This window comes from Serratia sp. SCBI, assembly GCF_000747565.1.
GTDB lineage: Bacteria > Pseudomonadota > Gammaproteobacteria > Enterobacterales > Enterobacteriaceae > Serratia > Serratia ureilytica.
On sequence record NZ_CP003424.1, the window covers coordinates 3,687,851 to 3,714,101 of the forward strand.

Here is a 26,251-nt window from a genome sequence, read left to right on the forward strand (position 1 = left end):
GGTTACCGGATGCGATAGCCGATGCTGCGCACCGTTTCGATGCTCAGCGTATTGCCGGCCAACGCGCTCAGCTTCTGGCGGATATTGCTGATATGCACATCCACGCTGCGGTCATAGGCTTCACGCGGGCGCCCCAGCCCCTTCTCGGACAATTCGTCCTTCGACACCACACGGTCCGGCGCGCGCAGCAACAGCTCCAACAGATTGAATTCCGAAGCGGTCAGATCGAACGCCTTGCCGCGCCATTCGCTGCTGCGGGTTGAAGGGTTTAACGTCAGCTCGCCAACGCTGATGGCGGCCTCGTCGTCCGCTTCTTGCGGCCGTTCTTCGAAACGGCGCAGCACCGCGCGCAAACGCGCCACCAATTCGCGCGGATAGCAGGGTTTGGGCATGTAATCGTCGGCGCCCATCTCCAGACCAATCACCCGATCGATGTTGTCACCTTTGGCGGTCAGCATGATGATCGGCAGCCGGCTCTTTTTGCGCACGTCGCGCAGCACGTCGATGCCGCTCATATCCGGCAGCATGATGTCGAGGATCATCGCGGTATAGTCGCCCGACAGCGCGCCCTCTACCCCCGCCTTGCCGGTCAGCACCAGCTTGGCGTCGAAACCTTCGCCCGTCAGGTATTCGCTCAGCATGGTGCCAAGCTCCAGGTCATCGTCGACCAGTAAAATTTTCATGCCTTGCTCCTTCACCGATTTTCGTTATTTTCCCGCCAATTTCGCCGGTCCGCAGCCGGTTTTACTCAATCCTTACACATCGCTCTTGGCGTCTCGTCACCGTTATTGTGGCCGCTGCCGCGCGATTTCTCTACTTCAGTCATGGCATTGGCGCACGGGCAAGCGGCAGCCGCCGCAAGTGGGGCTGCCGTCTGTCGAAAGGAAAGGAGGAAAGGTTTTCCCGACGGAACACACCGCCGGGAGGGCGCGCTCAGCCGAACACGCCGGTTGAAAGGTAGCGATCGCCGCGATCGCAGACGATCGCCACCACCACGCTGCCGGGGTGAGCCGCGGCGACGCGCAAGGCGCCGACCACCGCGCCACCGGAGCTGACGCCGCAGAAGATGCCTTCACGCTGCGCCAGCTGGCGCATGGTCTGCTCGGCATCGCCCTGTTCGATATCCAGCACCTGATCCACCAGCTCCGGGCGGAAAATACCCGGCAGGTAAGCGGGCGCCCAGCGGCGAATGCCGGGGATGCTGCTGCCCTCCGCCGGCTGCAGGCCGATGATCTGCACCTGCGGATTCTGGCTTTTCAGGTAACCGCCCACGCCGGTAATGGTGCCGGTGGTACCCATGCTGGAAACGAAATGCGTGATGCGCCCTTCGGTTTGGCGCCAAATCTCCGGGCCGGTGGTGGTGAAATGGGCGTAGGGATTGTCCAGGTTGTTGAACTGATCCAGTACCTTGCCCTGCCCCTGACGCTGCATCTCCAGCGCCAGATCGCGCGCCCCTTCCATGCCCTGCTCACGGCTGACCAGGATCAGCTCGGCGCCGTAGGCGCGCATCGCCGCCTGCCGCTCCAGGCTCATGTTCTCCGGCATCAGCAGCTTCAGCGTATAGCCTTTCAATGCAGCGATCATCGCCAGCGCAATGCCGGTGTTGCCGCTGGTGGCCTCAATCAGCACGTCGCCGGGCCTGATCTCACCGCGCAGCTCCGCCTGCTGGATCATCGCCAACGCAGCGCGATCCTTCACCGATCCCGCCGGATTGTTGCCTTCCAGTTTGACCCATACCTCGCTGCCCGCCTGGGCGGCCAGCCGTTGCAGTTTTACCAGCGGGGTATTCCCGATGCATTGTTCGAGCGTTGTCACGATCTTTGCCTGTGTGTTGGTGTGCGTAAAGTAAAAAGGCAACCCTGGGGTTGCCTTGAATAAAGGGCTGCTAAAACCTATCAGGCGCTTTTGGCTAACGCAACAGGTTGCAGCAGTTGATCGCCGGCATACAGCCGCGCATTGAGGCTGCCGACGTAATAACGGCCGCCGCGCACCGGCGTGGCGTTGCCTTCCGGCAGCACCACGCTGATCGGTTCCTGGTGCCAGCCGATCGGCTGCACCGTCAGCTGCCAGAAATGGCCGCGCGGACTGACTTCCAGCACCTGAACCGGTAGCGGGCAACGTTCGCTGCTTTCGGTCGCCACTTCCATTTCCCACGGGCGCAGGAACAGATCGACGCTGCCCTGGTGCATCGGCTGGAACGACAACGGCCACTGATGCGCGCCGACGAACAGCTGGGAGCCGCGAATTTCGCCGTTCAGGCGGTTCACTTCCCCCATGAATTCCAGCACAAAGCGGCTCGCCGGTTCGCGCATGATGTCGACCGGCGACCCGACCTGTTCGATATTGCCCTGGCTCATCACCACGATGCGGTCGGCCACTTCCATCGCCTCTTCCTGATCGTGGGTGACGAACACGCTGGTGAATTTCAGCTCTTCATGCAGCTGACGCAGCCAGCGGCGCAGCTCTTTGCGCACCTGCGCATCCAGCGCGCCGAACGGTTCATCCAGCAGCAGAATCTGCGGTTCCACCGCCAGGGCGCGCGCCAGCGCCACGCGCTGTTTCTGGCCGCCGGACAGCTGCGACGGATAGCGGGTAGCCAGGTGGCCCAGCTGCACCATTTCCAGCAACTGAGTGACTTTCTGTTTGATCGCCGCGGCGTTCGGGCGCTCGCGGCGCGGCAGCACGGTCAGGCCGAAGGCGATGTTATCGAACACCGTCATGTGGCGGAACAGCGCATAGTGCTGAAATACGAAGCCCACGCGCCTGTCGCGCGCGTGCATGTGGCTGACGTCGGTGCCGTGGAAGCCCAGCTTGCCGCCGCTCTGGCTTTCCAGCCCGGCGATGATGCGCAGCAGCGTGGTCTTGCCGGAACCGGACGGCCCGAGCAGCGCCACCATTTCGCCGGAAGCAATATCGAGCGAGATATCGTTCAATACCTTGGTGCGACCGAAGGACTTGTTGATGCCGTTAATCTCAATGCTCATGATTTTCCTCCCGCTCAAGACGCGCGTTTTGACGTTCCAGACGCCACTGCAGCGCGCTCTTCAAAAATAGGGTAACGATCGCCATCAGGGTCAACAGGGCGGCGGCGGTAAAGGCCCCGACGGTGTTGTAATCCTGCTGCAACAGCTCGACCTGCAGCGGCAGGCTGTAGGTTTCGCCGCGAATCGAACCGGACACCACCGACACCGCGCCGAACTCGCCGATGGCGCGCGCGTTGGTCAGCACCACGCCGTACAGCAGCGCCCAGCGAATGTTGGGCAGCGTCACGCGGCGGAACATTTGCCAGCCGGACGCTCCCAGCAGAATGGCGGCCTCATCTTCCTGGCTGCCCTGGCTGAGCATCATCGGCACCAGTTCGCGCACCACGAAGGGACAGGTGACGAAAATGGTCACCAGCACCATGCCCGGCCAGGAGAACATCACCTGAATGTTATGCGCATCCAGCCAGCCGCCCAGCAGGCCGTTGCTGCCGTAAAACAGCAGATAAATCAGCCCCGCCACCACCGGTGAAACGGCGAACGGGATATCGATCAGCGTCAGCAGCAGCTGGCGGCCGGGGAAGGTAAAACGCGTCACCAGCCACGCCAGCAACGTGCCGAACACCAGGTTGAACGGCACGGTGATCAGCGCGATCAGGACCGTCAGCCAAATGGCGTGCAGCATGTCCGGATCGAGCAAATTGCTCCACATCGCGCCGAATCCTTTGGAGAAGGCCTCGGCGAAAATCGATATCATCGGCACCACCAGCAGCAGCGCCGAAAACAGCGTGCCGATGGCGATCAGCGTCCACTTGCCCCAGTTAACGCGCGGGCGCTCGGCGCCGTTGAAGGCGGAAATATCAGCCATCAGTGCCCTCCTCCCAAACGTCTGCCGAAGCGGCTTTGCAATACGTTAATGCTGAACAGCAGCAGCAGCGACGCCGCCAGGATCACCGAGGCGATGGCGCTGGCCGCCGGGTAATCGAACTCCTGCAAACGCACAAAAATCATCAGCGAGGTCACTTCCGTCTTCCAGGCGATGTTGCCGGCGATGAAAATCACCGCCCCGAACTCGCCCAGGCTGCGGGTAAAGGAAATGGCGGTGCCGGCCAGCAGCGCCGGCGCCACTTCAGGCAGCACGACGCGACGAAAACTCTGCCAACGTGTGGCGCCCAGCGTCTCGGCCGCTTCTTCGTATTCCGGCCCCAGCTCTTCCAGAACCGGCTGCACGGTGCGCACCACAAACGGCAGGCTGGTGAACGCCATCGCCACCGCGATCCCAAGCCAGGTGAAGGTGACTTTGATGTCGAAGTGCGCCAGCCACTGCCCGTACCAGCCCGTGGTGGAAAACAGACCGGCCAGCGTCAGGCCGGCTACCGCCGTCGGCAGCGCGAACGGCAGGTCGATCAGTCCATCCAGCAGCGAACGGCCGGGAAAGCGGTAGCGCGTCAGGATCCAGGCCATCAGCATGCCGAACACCGCATTGAACAGGCTGGCGACAGCGGCCGCCAGCAGCGTCACTTTATACGCCGCCACCACCTGCGGGTTGGAAATCACTTCCCAATATTGCGCCAGGCTCATCTGCGCCAGCTGCATCACCAGCGCACTGAGCGGCAGCAGCAGGATCAAACAGGTATAAAACAGGCTGCTGCCGAGGCTGAGGCCAAATCCGGGCAGCACCCGCTTACTGGACGACAACGCCAACATTTACTTGCGCCCTGCCGCTAACAGCTGATCCAGCTCGCCGCCGGTGGCGAAGTGGGTTTTCATCACCTGCGGCCAGCCGCCGAATTGATCTTCCACGCGGAACAGTTGGGTGTCCGGGAATTGCCCCTTGGCCGCCGCCATCGCTTTCTGGTCATACACGCGGTAGTAGAAGCTGGTGATCACCTGCTGCGCCGCCGGGCTGTAGAGATAGTTCAGATAGGCTTTGGCCGCCTGTTCGGTGCCGTTGCGCGCGACGTTTTTGTCGACCCAAGCCACCGGGAACTCCGCCAGAATATCGACCGGCGGCACGATCACGTCGTACTTGTCTTCACCGTATTGCTTGCGGATGTTATTCACTTCGGACTCGAAGCTGATCAACACGTCGCCCAAACCGCGCTCGACGAAGGTGGTGGTCGCGCCGCGGCCGCCGGTATCGAACACCAACACGTTTTTCAGGAAACGGGTCATGAAGGCGCGGGTCTTGGCCGCATCGTTGCCGTCGGCCTGGCTGGCGGCGCCCCAGGCGGCCAGATAGGTGTAACGGCCGTTGCCGGAGGTTTTCGGGTTCGGGAACACCAGCTTCACGTCGTCACGCACCAGATCGTTCCAGGTGTGGATACCCTTCGGGTTGTCCTTGCGCACCAGAAACGCCATGGTGGAATAGAACGGCGAGCTGTTGTTCGGCAGACGCGACTGCCAGTCCGCCGGGATCAGCTGCCCGCGATCGTGCAGGATCTGTACGTCGGTGACCTGGTTGTAGGTCACCACGTCGGCGCGCAGGCCCTGCAGGATCGCCAACGCCTGCTTCGACGAGCCGGCGTGCGATTGTTTGATGGTCAGCTTGTCATTCGGATGCTGCTGGTTCCACTGCTGTTCAAAGCCGGGATTCAGCGCGACGAACAATTCACGGGAAACGTCATAAGAGCTGTTCAGCAATTCCGCCGCCGACACGGCGCCGCTCGCCAACAGCGCAGCCGCCAGCCAACCTTTCAGCACGAGATTTTTAACCCGGTTTTGTTTCATTCTGCACCTTATCACTGAGTCATTCCTTCAGGCTTTCGCCTTATTGACGACCAGTGTATTTATAACTCGGTGCGGAGCTGTAACGCTTTTATATACCGTTTAGTGATTTACAAGCATCAAACGCTATAAGGCAGGAAATGCGAGGCGTTTTGGGGCGGGAAAACAGACCGAAGCCGGACGCGCCGGCTTCGGCAACGGCGTCAAAGTGACAGCAGGCGCGTCAGCGATGGCGCAAAATAGTAGCTGCCGGTGACCGCACGGCTGAAACGCAGCATCGCGTCGCGTTTGCCGTCCAGATCGCCGAACATGCTCAGCAGTTGCTGCTCGATATTGTGCAGGCGCGCGCAATAGGCGATGAAGAACAGGCCGTGCTTGCCGCTGGCGGTGCCGTAAGGCAGGCTCTGGCGCAGAATTTTCAGGCCTTTGCCGTTCTCTTTCAGATCGACGCGGCTGACGTGCGAGGTATCCGGGCGCCGATCCGCCGGCAGCTCTTCGCTGTCGTGCTTGGTGCGGCCGATGATCTGCTCCTGTTGCTCGGTGGTAAAGCGCTGCCACTGGCGCAGGTTGTGCTCGTAGCGTTGCACCAGCACGTAGCTGCCGCCGGCGTCCTCTTCACCTTCGGCGATCGTCGCCACTGCCGGGCGTTGATCGCCCTGCGGGTTTTCGGTGCCGTCGATGAAGCCGCTCAGATCGCGCTCTTCCACCCAGCGGAAACCGTGGGTTTCTTCCTCAATCTTGATGACGTTGCCGAACGCCGCCAGCGCGGCCTGCGCCAGCGTGAAGTTGACGTCGTGACGCAGCGACTGGATGTGGATCAGCATATCGCGCTGGGTGGCCGGCGCCAGCCCTTTGCCGAGCGGCGTGAACGGCTTCAGCTCTTTCGCGCCCTGGCCGCTGGAGAGATCGTGCCAGACGTCGTAGCCGAAAGCGATCACCGCGCCGAGGCGCGCATCGGGGAACTGCTGCTGCAGCTCGCTCAGCGTCTGACAAAACTGTTTGCAGCCCTGGCGCAAATCGGCGAATTCGCCCTGTACGCTGGCTTCCATAAAAATGGCGAAACGGCAGTGCTCCAGCAGAATGCCGCTCTGAACCTGTGTCATGTTGTTATCCTCAATACCAGAATCCGGCAACAGGTAAGGTATGGCGGTTGACGCGCGGGGTCCCTGTTACAAACGCGCGCTATCATACCGCAAGCACAGGCGATTGCCTTGCAGCAGCGCAAAGAAAATAGGGGTAATGATTTGGACAAGCAGGCGCCGGGAACCGGCGCCCGTTGAACGCGTTACTGCTGCGGCTTGGCGTGCCAAATGATTTTGCTGACCGTCCAGCTTTTCAGGGTGTCGTCCGGCGGGATGATATCCTGCGCGCCGGCCCACTTGCCGCTGAAGATGTAGGTGACGTATTTGCTCTGCTCCGCCACGCACTCCACTTTACCGGCGTCTTCGCCGCTGCCCGGCTTACAGGAGCCGAACGCCTTGCTGTACATGTCGCCGAACGGCGTGCCGAGCTTGTTGCCCCACTCCGTCGCCACTTTCGGATCCAGCACGTCCACCCGCTGCAGGCGCCCTTTCGGTTCGCCGGTGATCACCAGCTTCACCTCGTCGCCGGACAGCGCCTGATAATAAGAGACGATCTGGCCGTTGTTGGTCGCCATGCCGCCGCGCAGGCGGTAGTTGCCGTCCAGCCCGTCGTTGATGGCGCTTTCCGACATCGGCGTGCCGGCGTTGAGCTTGCCGACGCCCTTGGCGCCGACTTCCAGGCTGCTGCCGAACCAGTTGAACGGCGACAGGCTGGACCAGGAGAAATTGGACATGCTCGAACAGCCGGTCAGTAACAGCGGAAGCCCTAACAACAGGGGGCGAATATTCATCTCTAGCTCCTTAGACATCAATGGCACGGGGCGGGTCACCCGCTCCTGCCGCATTCGGCGTTTTGCTGCGTGCCAGCCTCTCACAACGGCCCGCACTACGCCAACGGTTGCCAGCTTGGAGTGCGGAAAATGCGAAAAGTGCCGCACTTCTCGGCAATTAGTCGGCGCGCTCCGCCGGCGCGAAACAGGCTTTCAGACGCGCGTTCAGCAGCAGATAGCTCAGCGCCAGCGCGTCGAGCAGCGCCAACGTCAGCTCCAGCCCCGGCGCATCGCCGTCCTGGCGCCACAGGCTGAACAGCGAGCCGCCGAACGACGCCAGCAGCGAGACAGCCAGCCCCCAGCGCCAACCGCGCCACAGCCGCGGCCATTGGTGGCGACGGCCGCTCAGCAAAAACGCCAGCGCCGCCGGCAGACCGAGCAGCATGCCGTACCAAAAGCGTTGGGTATCCGGATAAAACAACGCCAACAAGCTTTCGCCCTGCTCGCGCGAAGCGCCGGCCATCACGAACAACAGCCAGGTGCGCGCCTGCAAAATCAGCACGGCCCAAAATCCCAGCGGCAGCCGCAGCGCGCCGTGCTGATCGTAATCGTCCGGGGAAAACCGGGGTGAGAATGGCTTCAACGCTCGTTCCTTGCCAACAGAATAAAGACTATGGCTACAGATGGGCGCCGGCGATGAGAATTTCAATGCGTCGGCTTAAGAAGCTCTTAAGATCGGTGTGTTTTAATCCTTATCACTAAGCAAGCACCCGATATCAGCGGGATGTGATTTTCGATAACGATAAGGAAGCGCAACATGAAAAAACTGACTCTGGCCGCTCTGATCGCGCTGTGCAGCGCACCGGTACTGGCGCAACAAGGCGGGTTCCTCGATCCGGCCGCGCCGCAGGCTCAAACGCAAACCACCGCACAAGGTGGTTTCTCCGGCCCCAGCGCGGCGCTGACCACCGTGGACAAGGTGAAATCGCTGAGCGACGACACCTGGGTGATGCTGCAAGGCAACATCGAGCAGCGCATCGGCGACGATACCTACACCTTCCGCGACGCCACCGGCACGCTGACGGTCGAGATCGATCGCAAGCGCTGGAACGGCCAAACCGTCACGCCGAAAGACAAAGTGCAGTTGGAAGGCAAAGTGGATAAAGACTGGAGCAGCGTCGAAGTGGACGTGAAAACCGTCAAAAAGCTGCCGTAATGCGTTGCGGCGGGCGGGGCAACGCCGCCGCCCGCCGCTCGATCAATATTCCTGATCTTCGATCAGCCGCTTGCCCAGGCTGGTGATGCCCTGGATCTCGTAGCCGAGCTTCTCGTACATCTCAACCACCGTGTCGTTGTCTTCGCGCACCATAATCTGGATCTTCGGGCAGCCGCGAGCGATCAGCTTCTTCTCCAGACGATTGATCAACGCATTGGCGATGCCGCGCCCACGATAGTCGGGATGCACCCCGAGGTAATACGCCGAGCCGCGGTGGCCGTCATAGCCGCCCATCACCGAACCGACCACTTCGCCGCCGACTTCCGCCACCAGGAACAGCTCAGGATCGTGGTTCAGCTTGCGCTCGATGTCCATTTCCGGATCGTTCCAGGGCCGCAGCAGATCGCAGCGCTCCCACAGGGTAATGACTTCTTCAAAGTCGTCTTGTCGAAATACGCGAATTTCCATCGATGTTGGCCGCTGTTAATTAAGGTGTTTATCTGATTATCGCGTGATTATTCACTTACGCAATATCAAACTGCGATTTACCGCGCTATTTGCCCCGAAATCGCCGGTAACAGGCGTAATAAATGGAAATAGTTATCGGGTCGATTAATGATTATCAATACGATATAACGTCGCGAAATAGAATCGTCGATGGAGCGTTGCGTAATGAAAAAGCAGGGTAAACAATTCCTCAATTTTAAGCCGCTTGCCGTTTCCCCGACGCGACGCCAACTGTTGCTTTCCGGCCTGGCGGTAGCGCTGTTCGGCGTGAAAAACCCAAGCGCCAAGGCGGAAGGCATGCTGCGCAATCAGCACAGCAAACCGGCGGCGAAACCGGCCGGCGGCAAAAAGCGGGTGATGATCGATCCCGGCCACGGCGGCATCGACTCCGGCGCGGTCGGCCACGAAGGTTCGCAGGAAAAACACATTGTGCTGGAAATCGCCAACCACGTGCGCCGTTTCCTGCATGAGCACGATCACATCGAGGCGCGCCTGACGCGCGAAGAAGACGAATTCATTCCGCTGTTCCAGCGGGTGGAGATCGCCCACCAGCACCAGGCCGATCTGTTCATTTCCATTCACGCCGACGGTTTTACCAGCCCGTCGGCCTCCGGCGCTTCGGTATTCGCCCTCTCCAACCGCGGCGCCAGCAGCGCCATGGCGCGCTACCTGTCCAACCGTGAAAACGCCGCCGACGACGTAGCGGGCGGCAAATACAAGGATCAGGACAACTACCTGCAGCAGGTGCTGTTCGATCTGGTGCAAACCGACACCATCAACAACAGCCTGACGCTCGGCCGCCACGTGCTCGGCCAAATTCGTCCGGTACACCATCTGCACAGCGACAGCACCGAACAGGCGGCGTTCGCGGTGCTGAAATCCCCGTCCATTCCCTCGGTGCTGGTAGAAACCTCGTTCATCACCAACCCGAACGAAGAACGGCTGCTGGGCACCACCGCGTTTCGCGAGAAAATCGCCCGCGCCATCGCGGACGGCATCGTCAACTTCTTCGACTACTTCGACGCACACCAACGCAAACCCCGCTGATGCCGCGGGCGGCGAATAAGAGTATACTCAGCGCCTTGTTCAGCCAGACGCTATAAAGACCCCGCATGAGTTTACCTAACATCGCTGAAGTAAAATCCTTCCTGCTGGCGCTGCAGGATCATATCTGCGCGCAGCTCGCCCAAGCCGATGGCGGCGCCGTGTTCACCGAAGACCAATGGACGCGTGAAGAAGGCGGCGGTGGCCGCAGCCGCGTGCTGACCAACGGCGCGGTGTTCGAACAGGCGGGGGTCAACTTCTCGCACGTCTCCGGCGCCACCCTGCCGGCCTCGGCGACCGCGCACCGTCCGGAACTGGCCGGGCGCAGCTTCCAGGCGATGGGCGTCTCCCTGGTTATCCATCCGCTCAGCCCCTACGTGCCCACCAGCCACGCCAACGTACGCTTTTTCATCGCTGAAAAGCCGGGCGAAGCGCCGGTGTGGTGGTTCGGCGGCGGTTTTGACCTGACGCCGTTCTACGGTTTCGCAGAGGATGCCGTGCACTGGCACCGCACCGCGGCCGAGCTGTGCGCGCCGTTCGGCGACGAGGTCTACCCCAAATATAAACAGTGGTGCGACGATTACTTTTTCATCAAGCATCGCAACGAAGCGCGCGGCATCGGCGGCCTGTTCTACGACGATCTGAACACCCCGGATTTCGACCATTGTTTCGCCTTCACCCGCGCGGTGGGCCAGGGCTTCCTCGACGCCTACCTGCCGATCGTCGAAAAACGCAAGGCCTTGACCTGGGGCGAGCGCGAGCGCCAGTTCCAGCTGTATCGCCGCGGCCGCTATGTGGAGTTCAACCTGGTGTGGGATCGCGGCACGCTGTTCGGGCTACAAACCGGCGGGCGCACCGAGTCCATCCTGATGTCGATGCCGCCGTTGGTGCGTTGGGAATATAACTACCAGCCGGACGCCGACAGCCCGGAAGCGGCGCTGGCGCGCGATTTCCTGCCGGTGCGCGACTGGCTGCGGGAGAAGAAATGATGCAGATTTGGGTCGATGCGGACGCCTGTCCGAACGTGATCAAGGAAGTGCTGTTCCGCGCCGCCGATCGCACCGCCATCACCGTGACGCTGGTGGCGAACCAACCGCTGCGCACGCCGCCGTCGAAATACATCCGTTCGCTGCAGGTGGCGGCCGGCTTCGACGTGGCCGATAACGAGATCGTGCGCCGCTGCGAAGCGGGCGATCTGGTGATCACCGCCGACATTCCGCTGGCGGCGGAGGTGATTGAGAAAGGCGCGGTGGCGCTGAACCCGCGCGGCGAACGCTATACGCCGGACACCATTCGCGAGCGCCTCAACATGCGCGATTTTATGGATACCCTGCGCGCCAGCGGCATTCAGACCGGCGGCCCGAACGCCCTGAACCAGCGCGACCGCCAGCAGTTCGCCAACGAGCTGGACAAATGGCTGCTGCAGGCGAAACGGGCGCAGTGACTGCGCCCTGCTCTGCTGCGGTTTAGAAGCGCACCTCCCCGCCGAAGATATAAGTCCGCCCACGGGCGGTGTTGGTCGGCGTCTCATACTGCGACTGCGACGGCAGCGAGTTCATCTTGTTCAGCGCGTCCGAATAGTCTCTGTCCATCAGGTTTTGCACGCTGAGCTTCAGCAGCAGATTGCGATTCACCTGATAGGTGCCGTACAGATCGATAATGGTCGGAATATGCGGCGCCGGCTCCTTCAGCAACTGCTCATTCTCATCGTAATCAGAGTCCGGCGACAGGCGCACCGACTTGCCGGTGTATTTCACCACCCCGCCCAGCGTCAGTTTTTCGTCCAGCAGGCGCACCCCGCTGTCCAGCGTGAAGTAGAATTCCGGCAGTTCGCTGATATCGCCCGCGCCGAATACGTTGCTGGCCTGGTTGGTCGGCTGGGAGGTATGCTCCTTGCTTAACGACAGTTTGGTGAAGGCGAAACCGGCGTCGTACAGCGCTTCAAGCTCCACCCCGCGCGTTTTGACCGGATCGGGAGCATTGCTGTACATGGTCATGCTGACGTTGATGTCCGCGTTATCCCACTCTTCCTGCGTCGCCTGCGAACGGTTGCACTTCTGACGGTTTTTACACACCAGGTAGGTTTGGCTGGATATGTAGTTTTTGATCTTGGTTTCGAAATAGACCGCTTTCAGTTGGAAGCTGTCCTGCTTGAACAACAGATCGTGGGCATTGGCGTTGAACCCGCCCTGCCAGGTCTCCGCTTTTTCACCCTTCAGGAACGGGTTCATCGACTGGCCGCCGCTGTTGGCGAAGAACACTTCCTGGATATTCGGCCCGCGCATCGACTTGCTGTAGCTGACGAACGGCTGCAGCCACGGCGTCACCTGCGCCGACAGCATGACCGACGGGTTGAAGCCGTGTTCATTGCGGTTGATAGTGCCGGCGCCCTGAGGGAAGCACTCTACGCGCTCATCACAGGCCGGCTTGTAGCCGGAGAGGCGATAAGCGGTGTAGTTCAGGTCGAAATTTCCCTGCCAGATGCCGTAGTTGGCCTGCAACCCACTGTACAGGCTGGAGATATCTTGTTTGCCGGCAATGCCCACCGGCATGCTTTCCGCCTGATCCTGATCCGTCACCAACCCGGATGCCTTTTTCTTATACTCGTTGCGCACCAGCTTGCCGCCGTAGCTGAAGGCGAAATCAATATCCCGCAGGCTGAAACGGCTGGTGTTGTTGATATCCAGCGCATCGGAAATGTTTTTCGCCGTGCTGTCGCTGAACCCCGCCATGTTGTTGGACATGAACTTCTGCTCACCGCGGCTGGTGCTGGCGGTCAATTTGAAATCGATCAGTTCCGAGAACGGCGCGTAGTGGTATTTGAGGTAAAAATCGTCGCTGTCGATGTGGCGGCGGGTGATTTTATTCTGGTAGCTGCGCGCCGACAGTTCGATGCTGTTGAAGGCATCCGGCTTGATGTCCACTTTGAACAGCTGGGATTTCGGGTTCTGGCGGTAGGTTTTATCGACGTTGAACATCTCGCTGTCGAAACCGGCGCCGTTTTTGTAGTTAGAGGTGATGGAGCTGCCGCTGATCGCCGCCATCGCCCCCAGGCTGCCGCCGTCGGCAAAGGCGGCAGTTTTGGCGCCCACGGCGATCATGCCGCTGCGGCCGATGCCGTTATTGCCCACCGAGAACTTGGTGCGTACGCCGAACGGGTTATCGGAAAACACCACGTCATCCACGCCGATGGTGCGGAAATTGGCGCTGCCCGCCAAGGCATTCACCCCGTCGGAACCGGTGGCGTTGCCGCGCGCCACATCGACGCCGACGATAAAGTTAGGATCGATCAGCGCCCCGAACTGGCTGGTGGGCATGCCGCCGTGCGCTGCATCGCTCGGGGAGTTGCCGTAGTAGTTTTGCGTGATGCCGTCGACCATGGTGTTGACCCGGCCGAAGCCGCTCAGGCCGCGAATATTGACGCTGACCGATCCCTGGCCGGGGTCGATCTGGGTATAGGTGCCCGGCATGCTGCGCAGAATGCTGTCCACCGACTCCAGATTTTGGTTCTCGTCGCGCGAGCTGAACGCGCCCGGCCTCGCCAACGCCTCTTTTTCGCTGCTTTTGCCGCCGTCGGCGGCCGAGACGTTGAGCGGGCTGAACGCCACGCTGCCTTTATTGTTTTCCGCCTGTTCCTGCGCGGCCACAGCCTGCCCGTGCAGCACCAGTCCCGCGCCGATCAGGCTCGCTATCATTTTAATTTTCATATATCCCCAGAAATAGCCAATAAGGTTTGATGGCCGACAATGCCCAGCAAAAAGCCCGCCGAAAGCGCGGTATAAAAGGTTGTTATTGTTTTATTGCGCCGCAGCGTGCCGCGGCGCTGAAGGTTATTTCTGCGCCTGCCGATCCGCCGCCAAAATAAAGGCGTACTCCAGCGCGCCGTTTTCCAGCCGCGCCAGGCGGCCCGATTTGCCACCGTGGCCGGCGGTCATGTCGGTGGAGAGCAGCAGCAGCGAATCGCCCTGTTTGAAAAGCCGCAGCTTCGCCACCCATTTGGCCGGCTCCCAATACTGCACCTGCGAATCGTATAAACCGCTGGTGACCAGCAGGTTCGGGTAACGCTGTTTGCGCACATTGTCATACGGGCTGTAGGACTTCATCAGCGCATAGGCGGCCGGCTGGTGCGGGTTGCCCCACTCCTCGTATTCGCCGGTAGTGAGCGGAATGCTGTCGTCCAGCATGGTGGTCACCACGTCGACGAACGGCACCTGCGCCACCACCGCGTTGTACAGCTGCGGCGCCTGATTGATCACTGCCCCCATCAGCAAACCGCCGGCGCTGCCGCCCATGGCGTAGATGCGCCCCGGCTGGCCGTAGCCGCCGTTGATCAGCGCCTGGGTGGCGTCGATGAAATCGTTGAAGCTGTTCGGTTTGTGCGTCAGCTTGCCCTGTTTGTACCAGTTCTGCCCCAGTTCGCCGCCGCCGCGCACGTGGATCAGCGCATAGACGAAGCCGCGATCCAGCAGGCTGATGCGGTTGGCGCTGAACGCCGGATCCATGCTCATGCCGTAAGCGCCGTAGCCGTACACCAACAGCGGGTTATGCCCGTTTTTGAACAGCGACTTGCGATACACCAGCGAGACCGGCACCTTCACGCCGTCGCGCGCCGTGACCCAAATGCGCTCGCTGTGATACAGGCTGGGATCGACGCCTTTCACTTCCTGCTGCTTGAGCAGAGTGCGCTCGCCCTTGTTCAGGTCCCATTCATAGGTGCGGGTCGGCGTGGTCATCGCCGAATAGCCGTAACGCAAACGATCGCTGTCCGGCTCCGGGTTATAGCCCAGCCAGGCCATGTAGCTGGCGTCGTCGAACGGGATGGCGCGCTCGGTTTTGCCGTCCCAGCTGATTTGCCGCAGCTGCACCAGCCCGTTGGCGCGTTCCTGCACCACCAGCCAATCGCGGAACAGGCTGAAGCTTTCCACCTCGTGCTGCGCCTGCGGCGCAATCAGCGTCTGCCAGGGGTTGCCCGCCGCCGCCGTGCGGTACAGGCCGAAGTTCGGATCCTGATGGTTGGAACGCAGATAGAACTCGCCGCGGTAGTGATCGAGATAATACTCGCGGCCGTTTTGCCGGGCGGCGAACAGCTGAGGCTCGCGCTGCGGCTGGTTGGCGTCGATCAGGCGCACTTCGGACGTGGTGTTGCCGCTGATGGTCAGAATCAGGTAATCGCGCGAAGAAGAACGGCTGAGGCTGAGGTAGAACGCCGGATCATTTTCCTGATACACCAGTTTATCTTCCGCCGGCGGCGTACCGTACTGATGGCGGTAGACCTGGTACGGCAGCAGCGTTTGCGGGTGGTTGCGCACGTAGAACAGGGTTTGGCTGTCGTTGGCCCACACCATGTTGCCGGAGGTGTTTTCCAGCGTTTCCGGCGACCAGCGTTCGCTGTCTATCTCGCGCAGGGAGATGCGGTATTGGCGGCGGCCCTGCAGATCTTCGGCCACCGCCAGGCGGCGGTTGTCCAGGCTCACGTCCAGCGCCCCCAGGCGATAATAGGCATGGCCGGCCGCGCGCTGATTGGCGTCCAGTAAGGTTTGCCACGGCGCGTCGGCGGTGAGCGCCTGGCGCTGATACCGCGCGAAATCTTTACCGGCGGCGTAGCTTTCCTGATAGCGATAGCCGTTGAGCTGATACGGCACCGAACGATCGTCAGGGTTCATGCGGCCCAGCATCTCCTGATACAGCGTGGCGCGCAACTTCTGGTACGGCGCCATCATCTGCTCGGTGTAGCGGTTCTCCGCCTTCAGGTAGTCCAGCACCTTCTGATCTTTTCGGCTGTCGTCGCGCAGCCAGTAGTAATCGTCGGTACGCGTCTCGCCGTGGGCCGTCAGCGCTTTCGGCGCCCGTTCCGCCAACGGCGGCTGCGGTTGCGCCAGCGCGGCGCCGGCGATGCCTAAAGAAAGCCAGAGCGCGGCCGCGATGCGACGGCGCGGGGTAAATAACAGCGGATTCATAATCCCTCACGAAGTTTGAAGAGCCGGACGGCGGCGCTGCCGCGTCTGCGGGCATTAACGGCGGGCATTCAGCTCCGCCAGATTGAAATCGATCGGCATCCTTACCCTGACGGCCCCCTTCTGGAGCATCTCCGGCGGCGGCGGCGGCAACGGCTGCGCGCGCGACACCACCGCCACCGCTTCCCGATCCAGCGACGCGGTGCCAGAACGGATCTGCAGGGTCACGTTCGACACCCGCCCCTGCGCATCGACGCTAAAACTGACCTGCGGCATGCCGCTGCGCCGGCGGTTGCGGGCATCCAGGGGATACTCTTTGATGCGGTTCAGTTTGCCCTTCACCAGGCTCTCCCACGACAGCTTGGCCTGCGCGTTGCTGTTGGCGTCGCTGTTAATCGGGGCGGCGGTTTGGTGAGAGAGCGTCTGCGCCTGCGGCGCGGCGGCGCTGGACGCGGCGGCGTTGCGCGTCTCTTTCGCCTGTTCCTGCGGCTTCGGCTGCGCTTTTTGCGGGGGACGGTGCTCGGCGCGCTTCTTGTTCGCCGTCACGATCTTCGCTTTATCGGCGCGCGCCAGCTTGGGCAGATCCGGCTGTTGCTGCTGCTCCGCCGGCTGCGCCGCAGCGGATTTCGCCTGCTGCACGCCCAGCGGCAACGGTTTGCTTTCCGGCGCTTCAATCTGCGCCGCCCAGCTCATCATCACCGCCGGCGGCGGCAGCTCGACCGGCTCGAGCGCCGTCTGCGGCCAATAAAACAGCAGAACCAACGCCGCGTGCGCCGCCAGGGCGAGCAGCAAGCCGCGCGCCCAGCGCGGCTGCGGCAGCGCAAAGGCCGGAGGGGGATAAGACTGACTTAACATAGGGGCATTAGCTTACTTAATTGCGAATGATTGCAGATCACATTTACTAATGATAATCATTTGCAACTATAATTAACACCCCTTTTCACTGCCTTAACGTATTCATTTCACTGATGGTGTGATCCACAGGTAGTCCGCCGTGTGCACGTCAACCTGTACGCCCGGCTCCGCCAGCATCAGCACCGTCGGCGCCGCCGCCGGTTGCAGATCCCGCACGTGCAGCGGCACGCCCACCGATTTGGCGGCGTGATAACCGCCGGCGATCAATAGCGCGGGCGTCGGCGCCGCCAGCAGGCGCTCCGCCATGCGCCTATCGCGCTGCTGCTGGATTGCCAGCATCGCATGCAGCTGCGCGGCCTCAATCTGGCCGCCGTGCGAAGTGCGGATAGTCTCTTCCAGCGCCTTGCGCACCGCCGGCTGCGACGAGAGCTGCCCCGCCGGGAACTGCGGCTGCTGATAGAACGCCGCGATCTCGCTGCGATCCAGGTTGGCCGACCACAGCGGGTAAGGCGCGCGCATCGCCGCCATCGTCACCCCGCCATACAGCGCCCATTCCCAGCCCGGCTGCCAGGCGATCAGCTCCGCCACGCGGCCATCACGCACCGTGGGATCGCTCTGCAGCCACTGCTTGACTTTGTCGACCTGCGCCTGCTGGTTCGGGTTGATCATCTCCATCAGCACGCTGCCCTGCGGCCGCCGTTGCGGCAGCTGCTGCACCAGCCATTGCTCAATCTGATGGTGGTAAGGATTGTCATGCTTTTCCCCGACGATCACCCGCGGCTGCTGCGCCAACCGCGTCAACAGCTGCTCGGGCGTCAGGGTCGCGCCGCTGTGCAGATCGGTGATATTCCCCAGGCTCGCGACGTCGCTGGCCGGCGTCTTCACCGGCGTTTGGCTGCAGGCGCCGAGCGCCAACGCCGCCAATAAAATCAGATATCTCATCATGTTGCCCCATTAGCGAAAATGGCGACATTATAGATAATAATTATCATTTGCATATAGATCTGGCCTGACGATTTTTTTACGCGGCGATCGCCGGTGACGCATTGCGTTGAAACGGCATTGCGGGTATAACCAATAGCCATTCAGATATTTAGACGTCTATACGGATAGATTATTATGCACTCATCGGCGCCCGCCGCAGGGCAGTTCAAACGCAGCATGAAGGCCCGGCATCTGGTGATGCTGTCGCTGGGCGGCGTGATCGGCACCGGGCTGTTTTTCAATACCGGCTACATCATCTCCACCACCGGGGCGCTCGGCACGCTGCTGGCCTACCTGATCGGCGCGCTGGTGGTGTATCTGGTGATGCTGTGCCTGGGCGAGCTGTCGGTGGCGATGCCGGAAACCGGCGCCTTTCACGTCTATGCTTCGCGCTATCTGGGGCCGGCCACCGGCTATGCCGTCGCCTGGCTGTATTGGCTCACCTGGACGGTGGCGCTGGGCTCCAGCCTGACCGCGGCCGGATTCTGCATGCAGTACTGGTTCCCGCAGTCGCCGGTGTGGCTGTGGTGCCTGATCTTCTGCGCGGCCATTTTCCTGCTCAACGTCGTGACCACCCGTTTTTTTGCCGAAAGCGAATTCTGGTTTTCGCTGATCAAAGTGGTGACCATTCTGGCGTTCATCATTCTGGGCGGCGCCGCCATGTTCGGCCTGCTGCCGATGAAAGACGGCACCCCGGCGCCGTTCCTGCACAACCTGACCGCTTCCGGCTGGCTGCCGCACGGCACGCTGCCGATCCTGATGACCATGGTGGCGGTGAACTTCGCTTTCTCCGGCACGGAGCTGATCGGCATCGCCGCCGGTGAAACCGAGAACCCGGAGAAAGTCGTGCCGCTGGCGATCCGCACCACGGTGATCCGCCTGATGCTGTTCTTTATCGGCACGGTGTTTGTGCTGGCGGCGTTGATCCCCATGGATCAGGCGGGGATCGTCAAAAGCCCGTTCGTGCTGGTGTTTGAACGCATCGGCGTGCCTTACGCCGCCGATATCTTCAACTTCGTGATCCTGAACGCCATCCTGTCGGCGGCCAACTCCGGCCTGTACGCCTCGGGGCGCATGCTGTGGTCGCTGGCCCACCAGCGCACCCTGCCGGCCTACTTTGCGCGCGTCAATGCGCGCGGCATTCCGATCAACGCCCTGACCTTCAGCATGCTCGGCGGCGTGCTGGCGCTGCTGACCAGCGTGATCGCGCCGGATACGGTGTTTGTCGCCCTGTCGGCGATCTCCGGTTTTGCGGTGGTGGCGGTGTGGCTGAGCATCTGCGCCGCCCACTATGCTTTCCGCCGCGCCTATCTGCGCAGCGGCCAGCCGATAAGCGGCCTGAAATACCGCGCGCCCGGCTATCCGTTGACGCCGATCCTTGGCTTTGCGCTGTGCCTGCTGGCCTGCATCGGGCTGGCGTTCGATCCGGAGCAGCGCATCGCGCTCTACTGCGGGCTGCCGTTCGTCGCCCTGTGCTATCTCACCTATTTCCTGACCCGGCGCGCCGGGCAAAAAAACGCTTTGGGAGAACAACATGTCGGTTAACAACCCCGTCGCTCGTTTGCTGGCCGAACGGCCGACGCTGATCCTGGACGGCGCGCTGGCCACCGAGCTGGAAGCGCGCGGCTGCGATCTGACCGATCCGCTGTGGTCGGCCAAGGTGCTGATTGAAAATCCCGAGCTTATCTATCAGGTCCACCTCGATTATTTCAACGCCGGCGCCCAATGCGCTATCACCGCCAGCTATCAGGCCACGCCGCAGGGCTTCTTGCGCCGCGGCCTGGATCAGGCTCAGTCGCTGGCGTTGATCGCCAAAAGCGTGCAGCTGGCGCAGCGCGCGCGCCGCGATTATCTGGCCACGCACCCGCAGGCGGCGCCGCTGTTAATCGCCGGTTCGGTGGGCCCGTACGGCGCCTATCTGGCTGACGGCTCGGAATACCGCGGCGACTACCGGCTGGCGCAGGATGACTTCATTGCCTTCCACCGCCCGCGCATCGCCGCGCTGGCCGCCGCCGGCGTCGATCTGCTGGCCTGCGAAACGCTGCCGTCGTTCTCTGAACTGCAGGCGCTGCTGACGCTGCTGCAGGAATTCCCGACGCTCGGCGCCTGGTTCGCCTTCACCCTGCGCGACAGCCAACACCTCAGCGACGGCACGCCGCTGACGGAGGTTCTGTCCGCGCTGCGCGGCAACCCGCAGGTGCTGGCGATCGGCATCAACTGCATCGCGCTGGACAAGGTCGCCCCGGCGCTGCATCAGCTGAGCGCGCTGGCCGACAAACCGCTGCTGGTCTACCCGAACTCCGGCGAGCACTACGATGCGGTGAGCAAAACCTGGCACGCCTGCGGCGGCGAACACGGCAGCCTGGCCGATCAGGCGACAGAGTGGCGCGCGCTCGGCGCGCAATTGATCGGCGGCTGTTGCCGCACCACCCCGCAGGATATTCGCGCCATCGCCGCGCGCTGCAAGGCATAAAAAAGCCCCCGGCGCCAACGGCGCAGGGGGCCAGTCATTAACCCGGGCTTACAGCGGTTCGGTCTGGGCTTCCACCACCGCCAGCGCCACCATGTTGACGATGCGGCGCACCGAGGCGATCGGCGTCAGGATGTGCACCGGTTTGGCCACCCCCATCAGCACCGGCCCGACGGTCACCCCTTCCGAGCAAGAGACGCGCAGCAGGTTGTAGCTGATGCGCGCCGCTTCCATGTTCGGCATGATCAGCAGGTTGGCCGAGCCTTTCAGCGGGCTGTCCGGCATCAGATCGTGACGGATGCTTTCCACCAGCGCGGCGTCGCCGTGCATTTCACCGTCGATCTCCAGCTCCGGCGCCAGCTCGTTCACCAACTCCAGCGTTTTGCGCATCTTGCGCGCCGCCGGGCAGTCAGACGAGCCGAAGCTGGAATGAGACAGCAGCGCCACCTTCGGTTCGATGCCGAAGCGGCGCACGGTTTCCGCCGCCATCAGGGTGATCTCCGCCAGCTGTTCCGGCGTCGGATCGTCGTTGACGTAGGTGTCGGCGATGAAGGTGTTGCCGCTCGGCAGCAGCAGCGCATTCATCGCGCCGGCGACGTGCGCGCCTTCACGGAAGCCGAACACGTTCTTCACCACGTCGTAATGCTCGTGGTAGCTGCCGATGGTGCCGCAGATCATCGCATCCGCTTCACCGCGGTGCAGCATGATGGCGGCGATCAGCGTCGGGTTGCCGATCACCGCGCGGCGCGCCTGCTCTTGCGAAACGCCGCGGCGTTTCATGATCTGGTAGTACTCGCCCCAGTATTCGTTGAAGCGCGGATCCGACTCGTTGTTCACCACTTCGAAATCTTTGCCCGGCGTCAGCTGCAGGCCCAGCTTTTTCAGGCGCATCTCGATCACGCTCGGCCGGCCGACCAGGATCGGGAAAGCCAGCCCCTGCGACACCAGCTCTTGCGTGGCGTGCAGCACGCGCTCTTCCTCGCCTTCCGCCAGCACCACCCGCTTCACCTCTTTGCGCGCCTGCGAGAAGATCGGTTTCATGAACAGATTGGTTTTGTAGACGAACTCCGCCAGCTTCTCCACGTAGGCGTCGAAGTCTTCGATCGGGCGCGTCGCCACGCCGGAGTCCATCGCCGCCTTGGCCACCGCCGGCGCGATCTTGACGATCAGCCGCGGATCGAACGGTTTCGGAATGATGTATTCCGGCCCGAAGGAGAGATCCTGATCGTCATACGCGGAGGCCACCACGTCGCTCTGTTCCGCCAGCGCCAGATCGGCGATGGCATGCACGCAGGCCAGCTTCATCTCTTCGTTGATGGTGGTGGCGCCCACGTCCAGCGCGCCGCGGAAAATGAACGGGAAGCACAGGACGTTGTTCACCTGGTTCGGGTAGTCGGAACGGCCGGTACAGATGATGGCGTCCGGGCGCACCGCTTTGGCCAGCGGCGGCAGAATTTCCGGTTCCGGGTTGGCCAGCGCCATGATCAGCGGATCGCGCGCCATGGTTTTCACCATATCCTGCGTCAGCACACCCGGGCCGGAGCAGCCGAGGAAGATGTCGGCGTTCGGGATGGCGTCGCCCAGCGTGCGCTGGCCGTTATCCTCGATGGCATAGGCGGCTTTGGTCTGTTCCATATTGGCGTCGCGGCCTTTATAGATGACGCCCTTGGAATCGCAGACGGTGATGTTCTGTTGACGCAGCCCCAGCGCCACCAGCAAGTTCAGGCAGGCGATGGACGCCGCGCCGGCGCCGGACACCACCAGCCGCACATCGGAGATGTTCTTCTTCACCACGCGCAGGCCGTTGAGCACCGCGGCAGTGGTAATGATCGCCGTGCCGTGCTGGTCGTCGTGGAACACCGGGATCTTCATGCGCTCACGCAGTTTCTGTTCGATGTAGAAACACTCCGGCGCCTTGATGTCTTCCAGGTTGATGCCGCCGAAGGTCGGCTCCAGCGCGGCGATAATGTCGATTAATTTGTCAGGGTTATGCTCATCCACTTCGATATCAAATACATCGATACCGGAAAACTTCTTGAACAAAACGCCCTTGCCTTCCATCACCGGCTTACCGGCCAACGCGCCGATATTGCCCAGACCCAGTACCGCCGTGCCGTTGGAAATCACCGCCACCAGGTTGCCGCGCGCGGTGTATTTGTAGGCCGCCAGCGGATCTTCGGCGATCTCGAGGCAAGGCGCGGCGACGCCCGGCGAATAGGCCAGCGCCAGATCGCGCTGTGTCGCCAACGGTTTGGTTGGGGAAACCTGGATCTTCCCTGGGACAGGAAACTGATGGAAATCAAGGGCACTCTGTTTGAGCTGTTCGTCCATTATGGATTCCTTTGTTTTTTGCTTTTATGTTGAGGTAAGGCTTTGAGGCTGCGCCCTGCCGTGGGCCATGGCGCCCAGGTACAATGACAGGGCACAGCCTTGAAGTATAGTGAGAGAAACATCACAAACTTTGAAGCGCGCCATAACCTTGGTCGAAAGACCGTTTTAAAAGTAAAAAAAGAAAGGCCTGCGGGACAAGTCAGACAAGCGCCGCCGTCAGCGCGGCGGCAGCGTGGCGCGCCAGGCGTTGAGCGTCTCCACCTGGCCGGCGCAAATGTGTAACGAGGTTTGTAACGCCAGGGCATAGCTTACCGCATCGCCCCAGGTCTCCCCCTGCAACTGCGGCTGCTCACAGGGAGCAAATACCGACTCAGGGGGCAACAGCGGCACGGCCTGCGGCGCCGGCGGCCGGGCGCAGGAGCTCAAGCACAGCGCCAGGCAGAGGCTGAGCGGCGCAGGGATCGTTTTTAATCGCTTCACGGTATTTCCTCTGATTAGCCTCGTGTTGTTGGCGCAGCTGCTGTTCCTGCCGCTGCTGCGCCGCCATCAGCGCACGATTTTGCGCATCCTGGGTCTGCAGGGTGGCGATCAGCCCCGCCTGCTGCGCCAGGCTTTTTTGCAATTCCGCCGCCTGTTGCCGCGCGGACACCAACTGATGCGACAGCAACGCGCTGTAGCCGCCGAGGCAGATAGCCGCCAGCAACAGCAGCAGCAAGCCGCCCTGCATCAGTTTTTGCAGCCAGCCGCTCATGCCGGATAGTCCCGAAACGGCAGCTGGAAGTGCGGGCCGTCCTTGAGGGTCTTCCATTCGCCGCCCCATTCGACGTTGATGCCGCATTCACGCGCCGCTCGCCGCACCGCCACCGCAATTTGCGCGTAGTAATCCCACTCCCAGGAGACCACGCCCGCCGGCATCGCCACCACGTCCACCGCGTGTCCGGTCAGATGGCGGCTGCGCAGCGTTTGGCTGTTGCCGGCGCGCACCATTTCCCGCTGGCGCGCCATGCTGCGCAGCCCCTCGCTGACGGAAAACGGCACCAGGGAATAGCGCAGCGCCAGACGAATAACGCGCACCAGATCCGGATGCACGCCGCGCAGATTCTCTTCGCTGCGGGCGGTAAAGCGAATCTCTTCGATGTCATTTAACATTTTTAAACCCCGTTTTTTTGCCGATGAATTTTTTAATTAAGGCGTTGATGTAATCCGCCCCCATAAAGCCAATCAATACGCTGGCCAAATTCGCCCAGTTTAATTCCAGGCCCATCAACGCCAGCGCATCGCGCACCGTCCAGGCCAATAACGCGCACATCGCCGCATTCAATAAACGTCGCCGAATACCCACGTTGCGATAGGCGCCGTGTAATAGCGCCATCACGCCGGCCAGAATGGCGTTCAATACCGGCTGAAGATATTCACATACTCGCTGGACTATTAAGCCAACAGCGTCAGGCTCTATGCTGGACATAGCTCATCTCCTTTTTTATTTTTAATTAAATGCCAATCACGGCCGGTGGGACATCGGATACTCAGAATCTAGTTAAGGATGCTATTACAAAGCAAATGAATAAATACAGGCCCTATGGTCGAATTCATTCATGCTGAATGCTGGCACAACACATAAACGCCAAGGCAGGCGGCAGTGAATAAAAAATTCATTCTTATCGTGATTTGTTTCGACTGTTATTTCCGCGAAAAATAAACATTAATGGCAACGGGAAATATTTCCCCATCGAAAAACATCCACTCTGGAGAAATGCCATGTCCACACGTAAAGCCGTTATTGGGTATTATTTTATTCCGACCAACCAAATCAATAATTACACCGAGACCGATACGTCTGTCGTGCCGTTCCCGGTTTCCAACATCACGCCGGCCAAAGCCAAACAGCTGACGCACATTAACTTCTCGTTCCTGGATATCAACAGCAATCTGGAATGCGCCTGGGATCCGGCCACCAACGACGCCAAGGCGCGCGATGTGGTCAACCGTCTGACCGCGCTCAAAGCGCACAACCCCAGCCTGCGCATCATGTTCTCCATCGGCGGCTGGTACTACTCCAACGATCTGGGCGTGTCGCACGCCAACTACGTCAACGCGGTGAAAACCCCAGCGTCGCGCGCCAAGTTCGCCCAATCCTGCGTGCGCATCATGAAGGATTACGGCTTCGACGGCGTGGACATCGACTGGGAGTACCCGCAAGCCTCGGAAGTGGACGGTTTCATCGCCGCGCTGCAGGAGATCCGCACCCTGCTGAACCAGCAAACCGTCGCCGACGGCCGCCAGGCGTTGCCGTACCAGTTGACCATCGCCGGCGCCGGCGGCGCCTTCTTCCTGTCGCGCTATTACAGCAAGCTGGCGCAGATCGTCGCGCCGCTCGATTACATCAACCTCATGACCTACGATCTGGCCGGCCCCTGGGAGAAAGTAACCAACCACCAGGCGGCGCTGTTCGGCGATGCGGCCGGGCCGACCTTCTACAATGCGCTGCGCGAAGCCAACCTGGGCTGGAGCTGGGAAGAACTGACCCGCGCCTTCCCCAGCCCGTTCAGCCTGACGGTCGACGCCGCGGTGCAGCAACACCTGATGATGGAAGGCGTGCCGAGCGCCAAAATCGTGATGGGCGTGCCCTTCTACGGCCGCGCCTTCAAGGGCGTCAGCGGCGGCAACGGCGGGCAATACAGCAGCCACAGCACGCCGGGCGAAGATCCGTACCCGAACACCGATTACTGGCTGGTGGGCTGCGAAGAATGCGTGCGCGACAAGGATCCGCGCATCGCCTCCTATCGCCAGCTGGAGCAGATGCTGCTGGGCAACTACGGCTATCAGCGGCTGTGGAACGACAAGACCAAAACGCCTTACCTGTATCATGCGCAGAAAGGGCTGTTCGTCACCTATGACGATGCCGAGAGCTTCAAATACAAAGCGAAATACATCAAGCAGCAGCAGTTGGGCGGCGTGATGTTCTGGCATCTGGGGCAAGACAATCGCAACGGCGATCTGCTGGCCTCGCTGGATCGCTATTTCAACGCCGCGGACTACGACGACAGCCAGCTGGATATGGGCACCGGGCTGCGCTACACCGGCGTCGGCCCCGGCAACCTGCCGATCATGACCGCGCCGGCTTATGTGCCGGGCACCACTTACGCGCAGGGCGCGCTGGTGTCCTACCAGGGTTACGTCTGGCAGACCAAATGGGGTTACATCACCTCGGCGCCCGGTTCTGACGGCGCCTGGCTGAAGGTGGGCCGCGTGGCGTAAGCCGTAAAAAAACCCCGTAGCCGAATGCTGCGGGGTTTTCATTGAGTTAACCGTTTGATTTTCGCGTCCCTT

26 protein-coding genes are annotated in these 26,251 nt (G+C 61.4%); 7 read left to right on the forward strand and 19 right to left on the reverse strand.

The window, feature by feature from the left end:
- Positions 1-2: 2 nt before the first annotated feature.
- The 9 genes from SERRSCBI_RS17320 to SERRSCBI_RS17360 all read right to left on the reverse strand — a co-directional run bounded on the left by SERRSCBI_RS17320 (position 3) and on the right by SERRSCBI_RS17360 (position 8,203).
- Positions 3-683 carry a response regulator transcription factor gene (locus SERRSCBI_RS17320; RefSeq protein WP_033643964.1) on the reverse strand — a complete coding sequence of 227 codons (681 nt, stop codon included), beginning with the start codon at positions 681-683 and terminating at the stop codon, positions 3-5.
- Between the two features lie 250 nt (positions 684-933).
- Positions 934-1,815, reverse strand: coding sequence for a cysteine synthase CysM (cysM, locus tag SERRSCBI_RS17325; RefSeq protein WP_033644334.1), 882 nt, complete (start codon positions 1,813-1,815; stop codon positions 934-936).
- 80 nt (positions 1,816-1,895) lie between these two features.
- On the reverse strand, positions 1,896-2,984 hold the full coding sequence (gene cysA, locus SERRSCBI_RS17330; RefSeq protein WP_033643965.1) for a sulfate/thiosulfate ABC transporter ATP-binding protein CysA: 1,089 nt from the start codon (positions 2,982-2,984) through the stop codon (positions 1,896-1,898).
- On the reverse strand, positions 2,974-3,849 hold the full coding sequence (cysW, locus tag SERRSCBI_RS17335) for a sulfate/thiosulfate ABC transporter permease CysW (RefSeq protein ID WP_033643966.1): 876 nt from the start codon (positions 3,847-3,849) through the stop codon (positions 2,974-2,976). Before cysW ends, cysA begins: the two co-directional genes overlap by 11 nt.
- Positions 3,849-4,688 carry a sulfate/thiosulfate ABC transporter permease CysT gene (gene cysT / locus SERRSCBI_RS17340; protein WP_033652561.1) on the reverse strand — a complete coding sequence of 280 codons (840 nt, stop codon included), beginning with the start codon at positions 4,686-4,688 and terminating at the stop codon, positions 3,849-3,851. Before cysT ends, cysW begins: the two co-directional genes overlap by 1 nt.
- Entirely contained in the window at positions 4,689-5,711 is a 1,023-nt protein-coding gene (locus tag SERRSCBI_RS17345) for a sulfate ABC transporter substrate-binding protein (RefSeq protein ID WP_042785156.1), read from the reverse strand.
- 200 nt (positions 5,712-5,911) lie between these two features.
- Positions 5,912-6,811 carry a Dyp-type peroxidase gene (locus tag SERRSCBI_RS17350; protein WP_033643968.1) on the reverse strand — a complete coding sequence of 300 codons (900 nt, stop codon included), beginning with the start codon at positions 6,809-6,811 and terminating at the stop codon, positions 5,912-5,914.
- Positions 6,812-6,993: 182 nt separating this feature from the next.
- Complete coding sequence (locus SERRSCBI_RS17355; RefSeq protein ID WP_004936494.1) at positions 6,994-7,581, reverse strand: RpoE-regulated lipoprotein; 588 nt, start codon at positions 7,579-7,581, stop codon at positions 6,994-6,996.
- Positions 7,582-7,738: 157 nt separating this feature from the next.
- The gene (locus SERRSCBI_RS17360; RefSeq protein WP_033652563.1) at positions 7,739-8,203 is read right to left on the reverse strand and encodes a DUF2919 domain-containing protein; all 465 of its coding nucleotides are present in this window, start codon (positions 8,201-8,203) and stop codon (positions 7,739-7,741) included.
- Positions 8,204-8,377: 174 nt separating this feature from the next.
- On the opposite strand from SERRSCBI_RS17360, the gene SERRSCBI_RS17365 reads away from it, so the two are divergent.
- Positions 8,378-8,776 (forward strand): YgiW/YdeI family stress tolerance OB fold protein, encoded by a 399-nt coding sequence (locus tag SERRSCBI_RS17365; RefSeq protein WP_016926776.1) that lies wholly within the window; start codon positions 8,378-8,380, stop codon positions 8,774-8,776.
- 42 nt (positions 8,777-8,818) lie between these two features.
- On the opposite strand, the gene SERRSCBI_RS17370 is transcribed toward SERRSCBI_RS17365, so the two are convergent.
- Positions 8,819-9,244, reverse strand: coding sequence for a GNAT family acetyltransferase (locus SERRSCBI_RS17370; protein WP_004936504.1), 426 nt, complete (start codon positions 9,242-9,244; stop codon positions 8,819-8,821).
- A 204-nt stretch (positions 9,245-9,448) separates the two neighbouring features.
- Here SERRSCBI_RS17370 and amiA point away from each other — a divergent pair, with 204 nt between their 5' ends.
- The 3 genes from amiA (at position 9,449) to SERRSCBI_RS17385 (ending at position 11,771) form a co-directional block, all read left to right on the forward strand.
- Entirely contained in the window at positions 9,449-10,330 is an 882-nt protein-coding gene (gene amiA / locus SERRSCBI_RS17375; protein WP_033652564.1) for an N-acetylmuramoyl-L-alanine amidase AmiA, read from the forward strand.
- A gap of 65 nt (positions 10,331-10,395) precedes the next feature.
- On the forward strand, positions 10,396-11,316 hold the full coding sequence (gene hemF, locus SERRSCBI_RS17380; RefSeq protein WP_042785157.1) for an oxygen-dependent coproporphyrinogen oxidase: 921 nt from the start codon (positions 10,396-10,398) through the stop codon (positions 11,314-11,316).
- On the forward strand, positions 11,316-11,771 hold the full coding sequence (locus tag SERRSCBI_RS17385) for a YaiI/YqxD family protein (protein ID WP_004936514.1): 456 nt from the start codon (positions 11,316-11,318) through the stop codon (positions 11,769-11,771). The genes hemF and SERRSCBI_RS17385 overlap by 1 nt, the downstream gene beginning before the upstream one ends.
- A 22-nt stretch (positions 11,772-11,793) precedes the next feature.
- Here the strand turns inward: SERRSCBI_RS17385 and SERRSCBI_RS17390 are convergent, their stop codons facing one another.
- The 4 genes from SERRSCBI_RS17390 to SERRSCBI_RS17405 all read right to left on the reverse strand — a co-directional run bounded on the left by SERRSCBI_RS17390 (position 11,794) and on the right by SERRSCBI_RS17405 (position 18,078).
- Positions 11,794-14,034 carry a TonB-dependent receptor domain-containing protein gene (locus SERRSCBI_RS17390; RefSeq protein ID WP_042785158.1) on the reverse strand — a complete coding sequence of 747 codons (2,241 nt, stop codon included), beginning with the start codon at positions 14,032-14,034 and terminating at the stop codon, positions 11,794-11,796.
- A 123-nt stretch (positions 14,035-14,157) separates the two neighbouring features.
- Positions 14,158-16,284 (reverse strand): S9 family peptidase, encoded by a 2,127-nt coding sequence (locus SERRSCBI_RS17395; RefSeq protein WP_084587972.1) that lies wholly within the window; start codon positions 16,282-16,284, stop codon positions 14,158-14,160.
- Positions 16,285-16,338: 54 nt separating this feature from the next.
- A complete protein-coding gene (locus tag SERRSCBI_RS17400) occupies positions 16,339-17,136 on the reverse strand; it encodes an energy transducer TonB (RefSeq protein WP_042785159.1) in 798 nt (265 codons plus the stop codon).
- A 102-nt stretch (positions 17,137-17,238) separates the two neighbouring features.
- Positions 17,239-18,078, reverse strand: coding sequence for a ChaN family lipoprotein (locus SERRSCBI_RS17405; protein ID WP_042785767.1), 840 nt, complete (start codon positions 18,076-18,078; stop codon positions 17,239-17,241).
- A gap of 177 nt (positions 18,079-18,255) precedes the next feature.
- On the opposite strand from SERRSCBI_RS17405, the gene mmuP reads away from it, so the two are divergent.
- Both mmuP and mmuM read left to right on the forward strand, forming a co-directional pair.
- Positions 18,256-19,665, forward strand: coding sequence for an S-methylmethionine permease (mmuP, locus tag SERRSCBI_RS17410; protein WP_042785160.1), 1,410 nt, complete (start codon positions 18,256-18,258; stop codon positions 19,663-19,665).
- A complete protein-coding gene (gene mmuM, locus SERRSCBI_RS17415; protein WP_042785161.1) occupies positions 19,655-20,593 on the forward strand; it encodes a homocysteine S-methyltransferase in 939 nt (312 codons plus the stop codon). Before mmuP ends, mmuM begins: the two co-directional genes overlap by 11 nt.
- Positions 20,594-20,641: 48 nt before the next feature.
- On the opposite strand, the gene maeB is transcribed toward mmuM, so the two are convergent.
- The 5 genes from maeB to SERRSCBI_RS17440 form a co-directional block, all read right to left on the reverse strand.
- Positions 20,642-22,921 (reverse strand): NADP-dependent oxaloacetate-decarboxylating malate dehydrogenase, encoded by a 2,280-nt coding sequence (maeB, locus tag SERRSCBI_RS17420; protein ID WP_016926766.1) that lies wholly within the window; start codon positions 22,919-22,921, stop codon positions 20,642-20,644.
- A 216-nt stretch (positions 22,922-23,137) separates the two neighbouring features.
- On the reverse strand, positions 23,138-23,311 hold the full coding sequence (locus tag SERRSCBI_RS24955) for a hypothetical protein (protein ID WP_004936544.1): 174 nt from the start codon (positions 23,309-23,311) through the stop codon (positions 23,138-23,140).
- Entirely contained in the window at positions 23,292-23,672 is a 381-nt protein-coding gene (locus tag SERRSCBI_RS17430) for a DUF2570 family protein (RefSeq protein WP_042785162.1), read from the reverse strand. The genes SERRSCBI_RS24955 and SERRSCBI_RS17430 overlap by 20 nt, the downstream gene beginning before the upstream one ends.
- Complete coding sequence (locus SERRSCBI_RS17435) at positions 23,669-24,070, reverse strand: M15 family metallopeptidase (RefSeq protein ID WP_033643981.1); 402 nt, start codon at positions 24,068-24,070, stop codon at positions 23,669-23,671. Before SERRSCBI_RS17435 ends, SERRSCBI_RS17430 begins: the two co-directional genes overlap by 4 nt.
- Positions 24,060-24,386 carry a phage holin, lambda family gene (locus tag SERRSCBI_RS17440; RefSeq protein ID WP_033643982.1) on the reverse strand — a complete coding sequence of 109 codons (327 nt, stop codon included), beginning with the start codon at positions 24,384-24,386 and terminating at the stop codon, positions 24,060-24,062. Before SERRSCBI_RS17440 ends, SERRSCBI_RS17435 begins: the two co-directional genes overlap by 11 nt.
- 293 nt (positions 24,387-24,679) lie before the next feature.
- Here SERRSCBI_RS17440 and SERRSCBI_RS17445 point away from each other — a divergent pair, with 293 nt between their 5' ends.
- Positions 24,680-26,179, forward strand: a complete 1,500-nt coding sequence (locus SERRSCBI_RS17445) for a glycosyl hydrolase family 18 protein (protein WP_033652572.1) — start codon at positions 24,680-24,682, stop codon at positions 26,177-26,179.
- Positions 26,180-26,251 lie beyond the last annotated feature (72 nt).

Excerpts from the sequence above, each read along its gene's own strand:
- SERRSCBI_RS17320 (WP_033643964.1), bottom strand. The coding sequence starts at position 683 with ATGAAAATTTTACTGGTCGACGATGACCTGGAGCTTGGCACCATGCTG.
- cysA (WP_033643965.1), bottom strand. The coding sequence starts at position 2,984 with ATGAGCATTGAGATTAACGGCATCAACAAGTCCTTCGGTCGCACCAAG.
- cysW (WP_033643966.1), bottom strand. The coding sequence starts at position 3,849 with ATGGCTGATATTTCCGCCTTCAACGGCGCCGAGCGCCCGCGCGTTAAC.
- cysT (WP_033652561.1), bottom strand. The coding sequence starts at position 4,688 with ATGTTGGCGTTGTCGTCCAGTAAGCGGGTGCTGCCCGGATTTGGCCTC.
- SERRSCBI_RS17345 (WP_042785156.1), bottom strand. The coding sequence starts at position 5,711 with ATGAAACAAAACCGGGTTAAAAATCTCGTGCTGAAAGGTTGGCTGGCG.
- SERRSCBI_RS17350 (WP_033643968.1), bottom strand. The coding sequence starts at position 6,811 with ATGACACAGGTTCAGAGCGGCATTCTGCTGGAGCACTGCCGTTTCGCC.
- SERRSCBI_RS17355 (WP_004936494.1), bottom strand. The coding sequence starts at position 7,581 with ATGAATATTCGCCCCCTGTTGTTAGGGCTTCCGCTGTTACTGACCGGC.
- SERRSCBI_RS17365 (WP_016926776.1), top strand. The coding sequence starts at position 8,378 with ATGAAAAAACTGACTCTGGCCGCTCTGATCGCGCTGTGCAGCGCACCG.
- SERRSCBI_RS17370 (WP_004936504.1), bottom strand. The coding sequence starts at position 9,244 with ATGGAAATTCGCGTATTTCGACAAGACGACTTTGAAGAAGTCATTACC.
- amiA (WP_033652564.1), top strand. The coding sequence starts at position 9,449 with ATGAAAAAGCAGGGTAAACAATTCCTCAATTTTAAGCCGCTTGCCGTT.
- hemF (WP_042785157.1), top strand. The coding sequence starts at position 10,396 with ATGAGTTTACCTAACATCGCTGAAGTAAAATCCTTCCTGCTGGCGCTG.
- SERRSCBI_RS17385 (WP_004936514.1), top strand. The coding sequence starts at position 11,316 with ATGCAGATTTGGGTCGATGCGGACGCCTGTCCGAACGTGATCAAGGAA.
- SERRSCBI_RS17390 (WP_042785158.1), bottom strand. The coding sequence starts at position 14,034 with ATGAAAATTAAAATGATAGCGAGCCTGATCGGCGCGGGACTGGTGCTG.
- SERRSCBI_RS17395 (WP_084587972.1), bottom strand. The coding sequence starts at position 16,284 with ATGAATCCGCTGTTATTTACCCCGCGCCGTCGCATCGCGGCCGCGCTC.
- SERRSCBI_RS17400 (WP_042785159.1), bottom strand. The coding sequence starts at position 17,136 with ATGTTAAGTCAGTCTTATCCCCCTCCGGCCTTTGCGCTGCCGCAGCCG.
- SERRSCBI_RS17405 (WP_042785767.1), bottom strand. The coding sequence starts at position 18,078 with ATGAGATATCTGATTTTATTGGCGGCGTTGGCGCTCGGCGCCTGCAGC.
- mmuP (WP_042785160.1), top strand. The coding sequence starts at position 18,256 with ATGCACTCATCGGCGCCCGCCGCAGGGCAGTTCAAACGCAGCATGAAG.
- mmuM (WP_042785161.1), top strand. The coding sequence starts at position 19,655 with ATGTCGGTTAACAACCCCGTCGCTCGTTTGCTGGCCGAACGGCCGACG.
- maeB (WP_016926766.1), bottom strand. The coding sequence starts at position 22,921 with ATGGACGAACAGCTCAAACAGAGTGCCCTTGATTTCCATCAGTTTCCT.
- SERRSCBI_RS17430 (WP_042785162.1), bottom strand. The coding sequence starts at position 23,672 with ATGAGCGGCTGGCTGCAAAAACTGATGCAGGGCGGCTTGCTGCTGCTG.
- SERRSCBI_RS17435 (WP_033643981.1), bottom strand. The coding sequence starts at position 24,070 with ATGTTAAATGACATCGAAGAGATTCGCTTTACCGCCCGCAGCGAAGAG.
- SERRSCBI_RS17440 (WP_033643982.1), bottom strand. The coding sequence starts at position 24,386 with ATGTCCAGCATAGAGCCTGACGCTGTTGGCTTAATAGTCCAGCGAGTA.
- SERRSCBI_RS17445 (WP_033652572.1), top strand. The coding sequence starts at position 24,680 with ATGTCCACACGTAAAGCCGTTATTGGGTATTATTTTATTCCGACCAAC.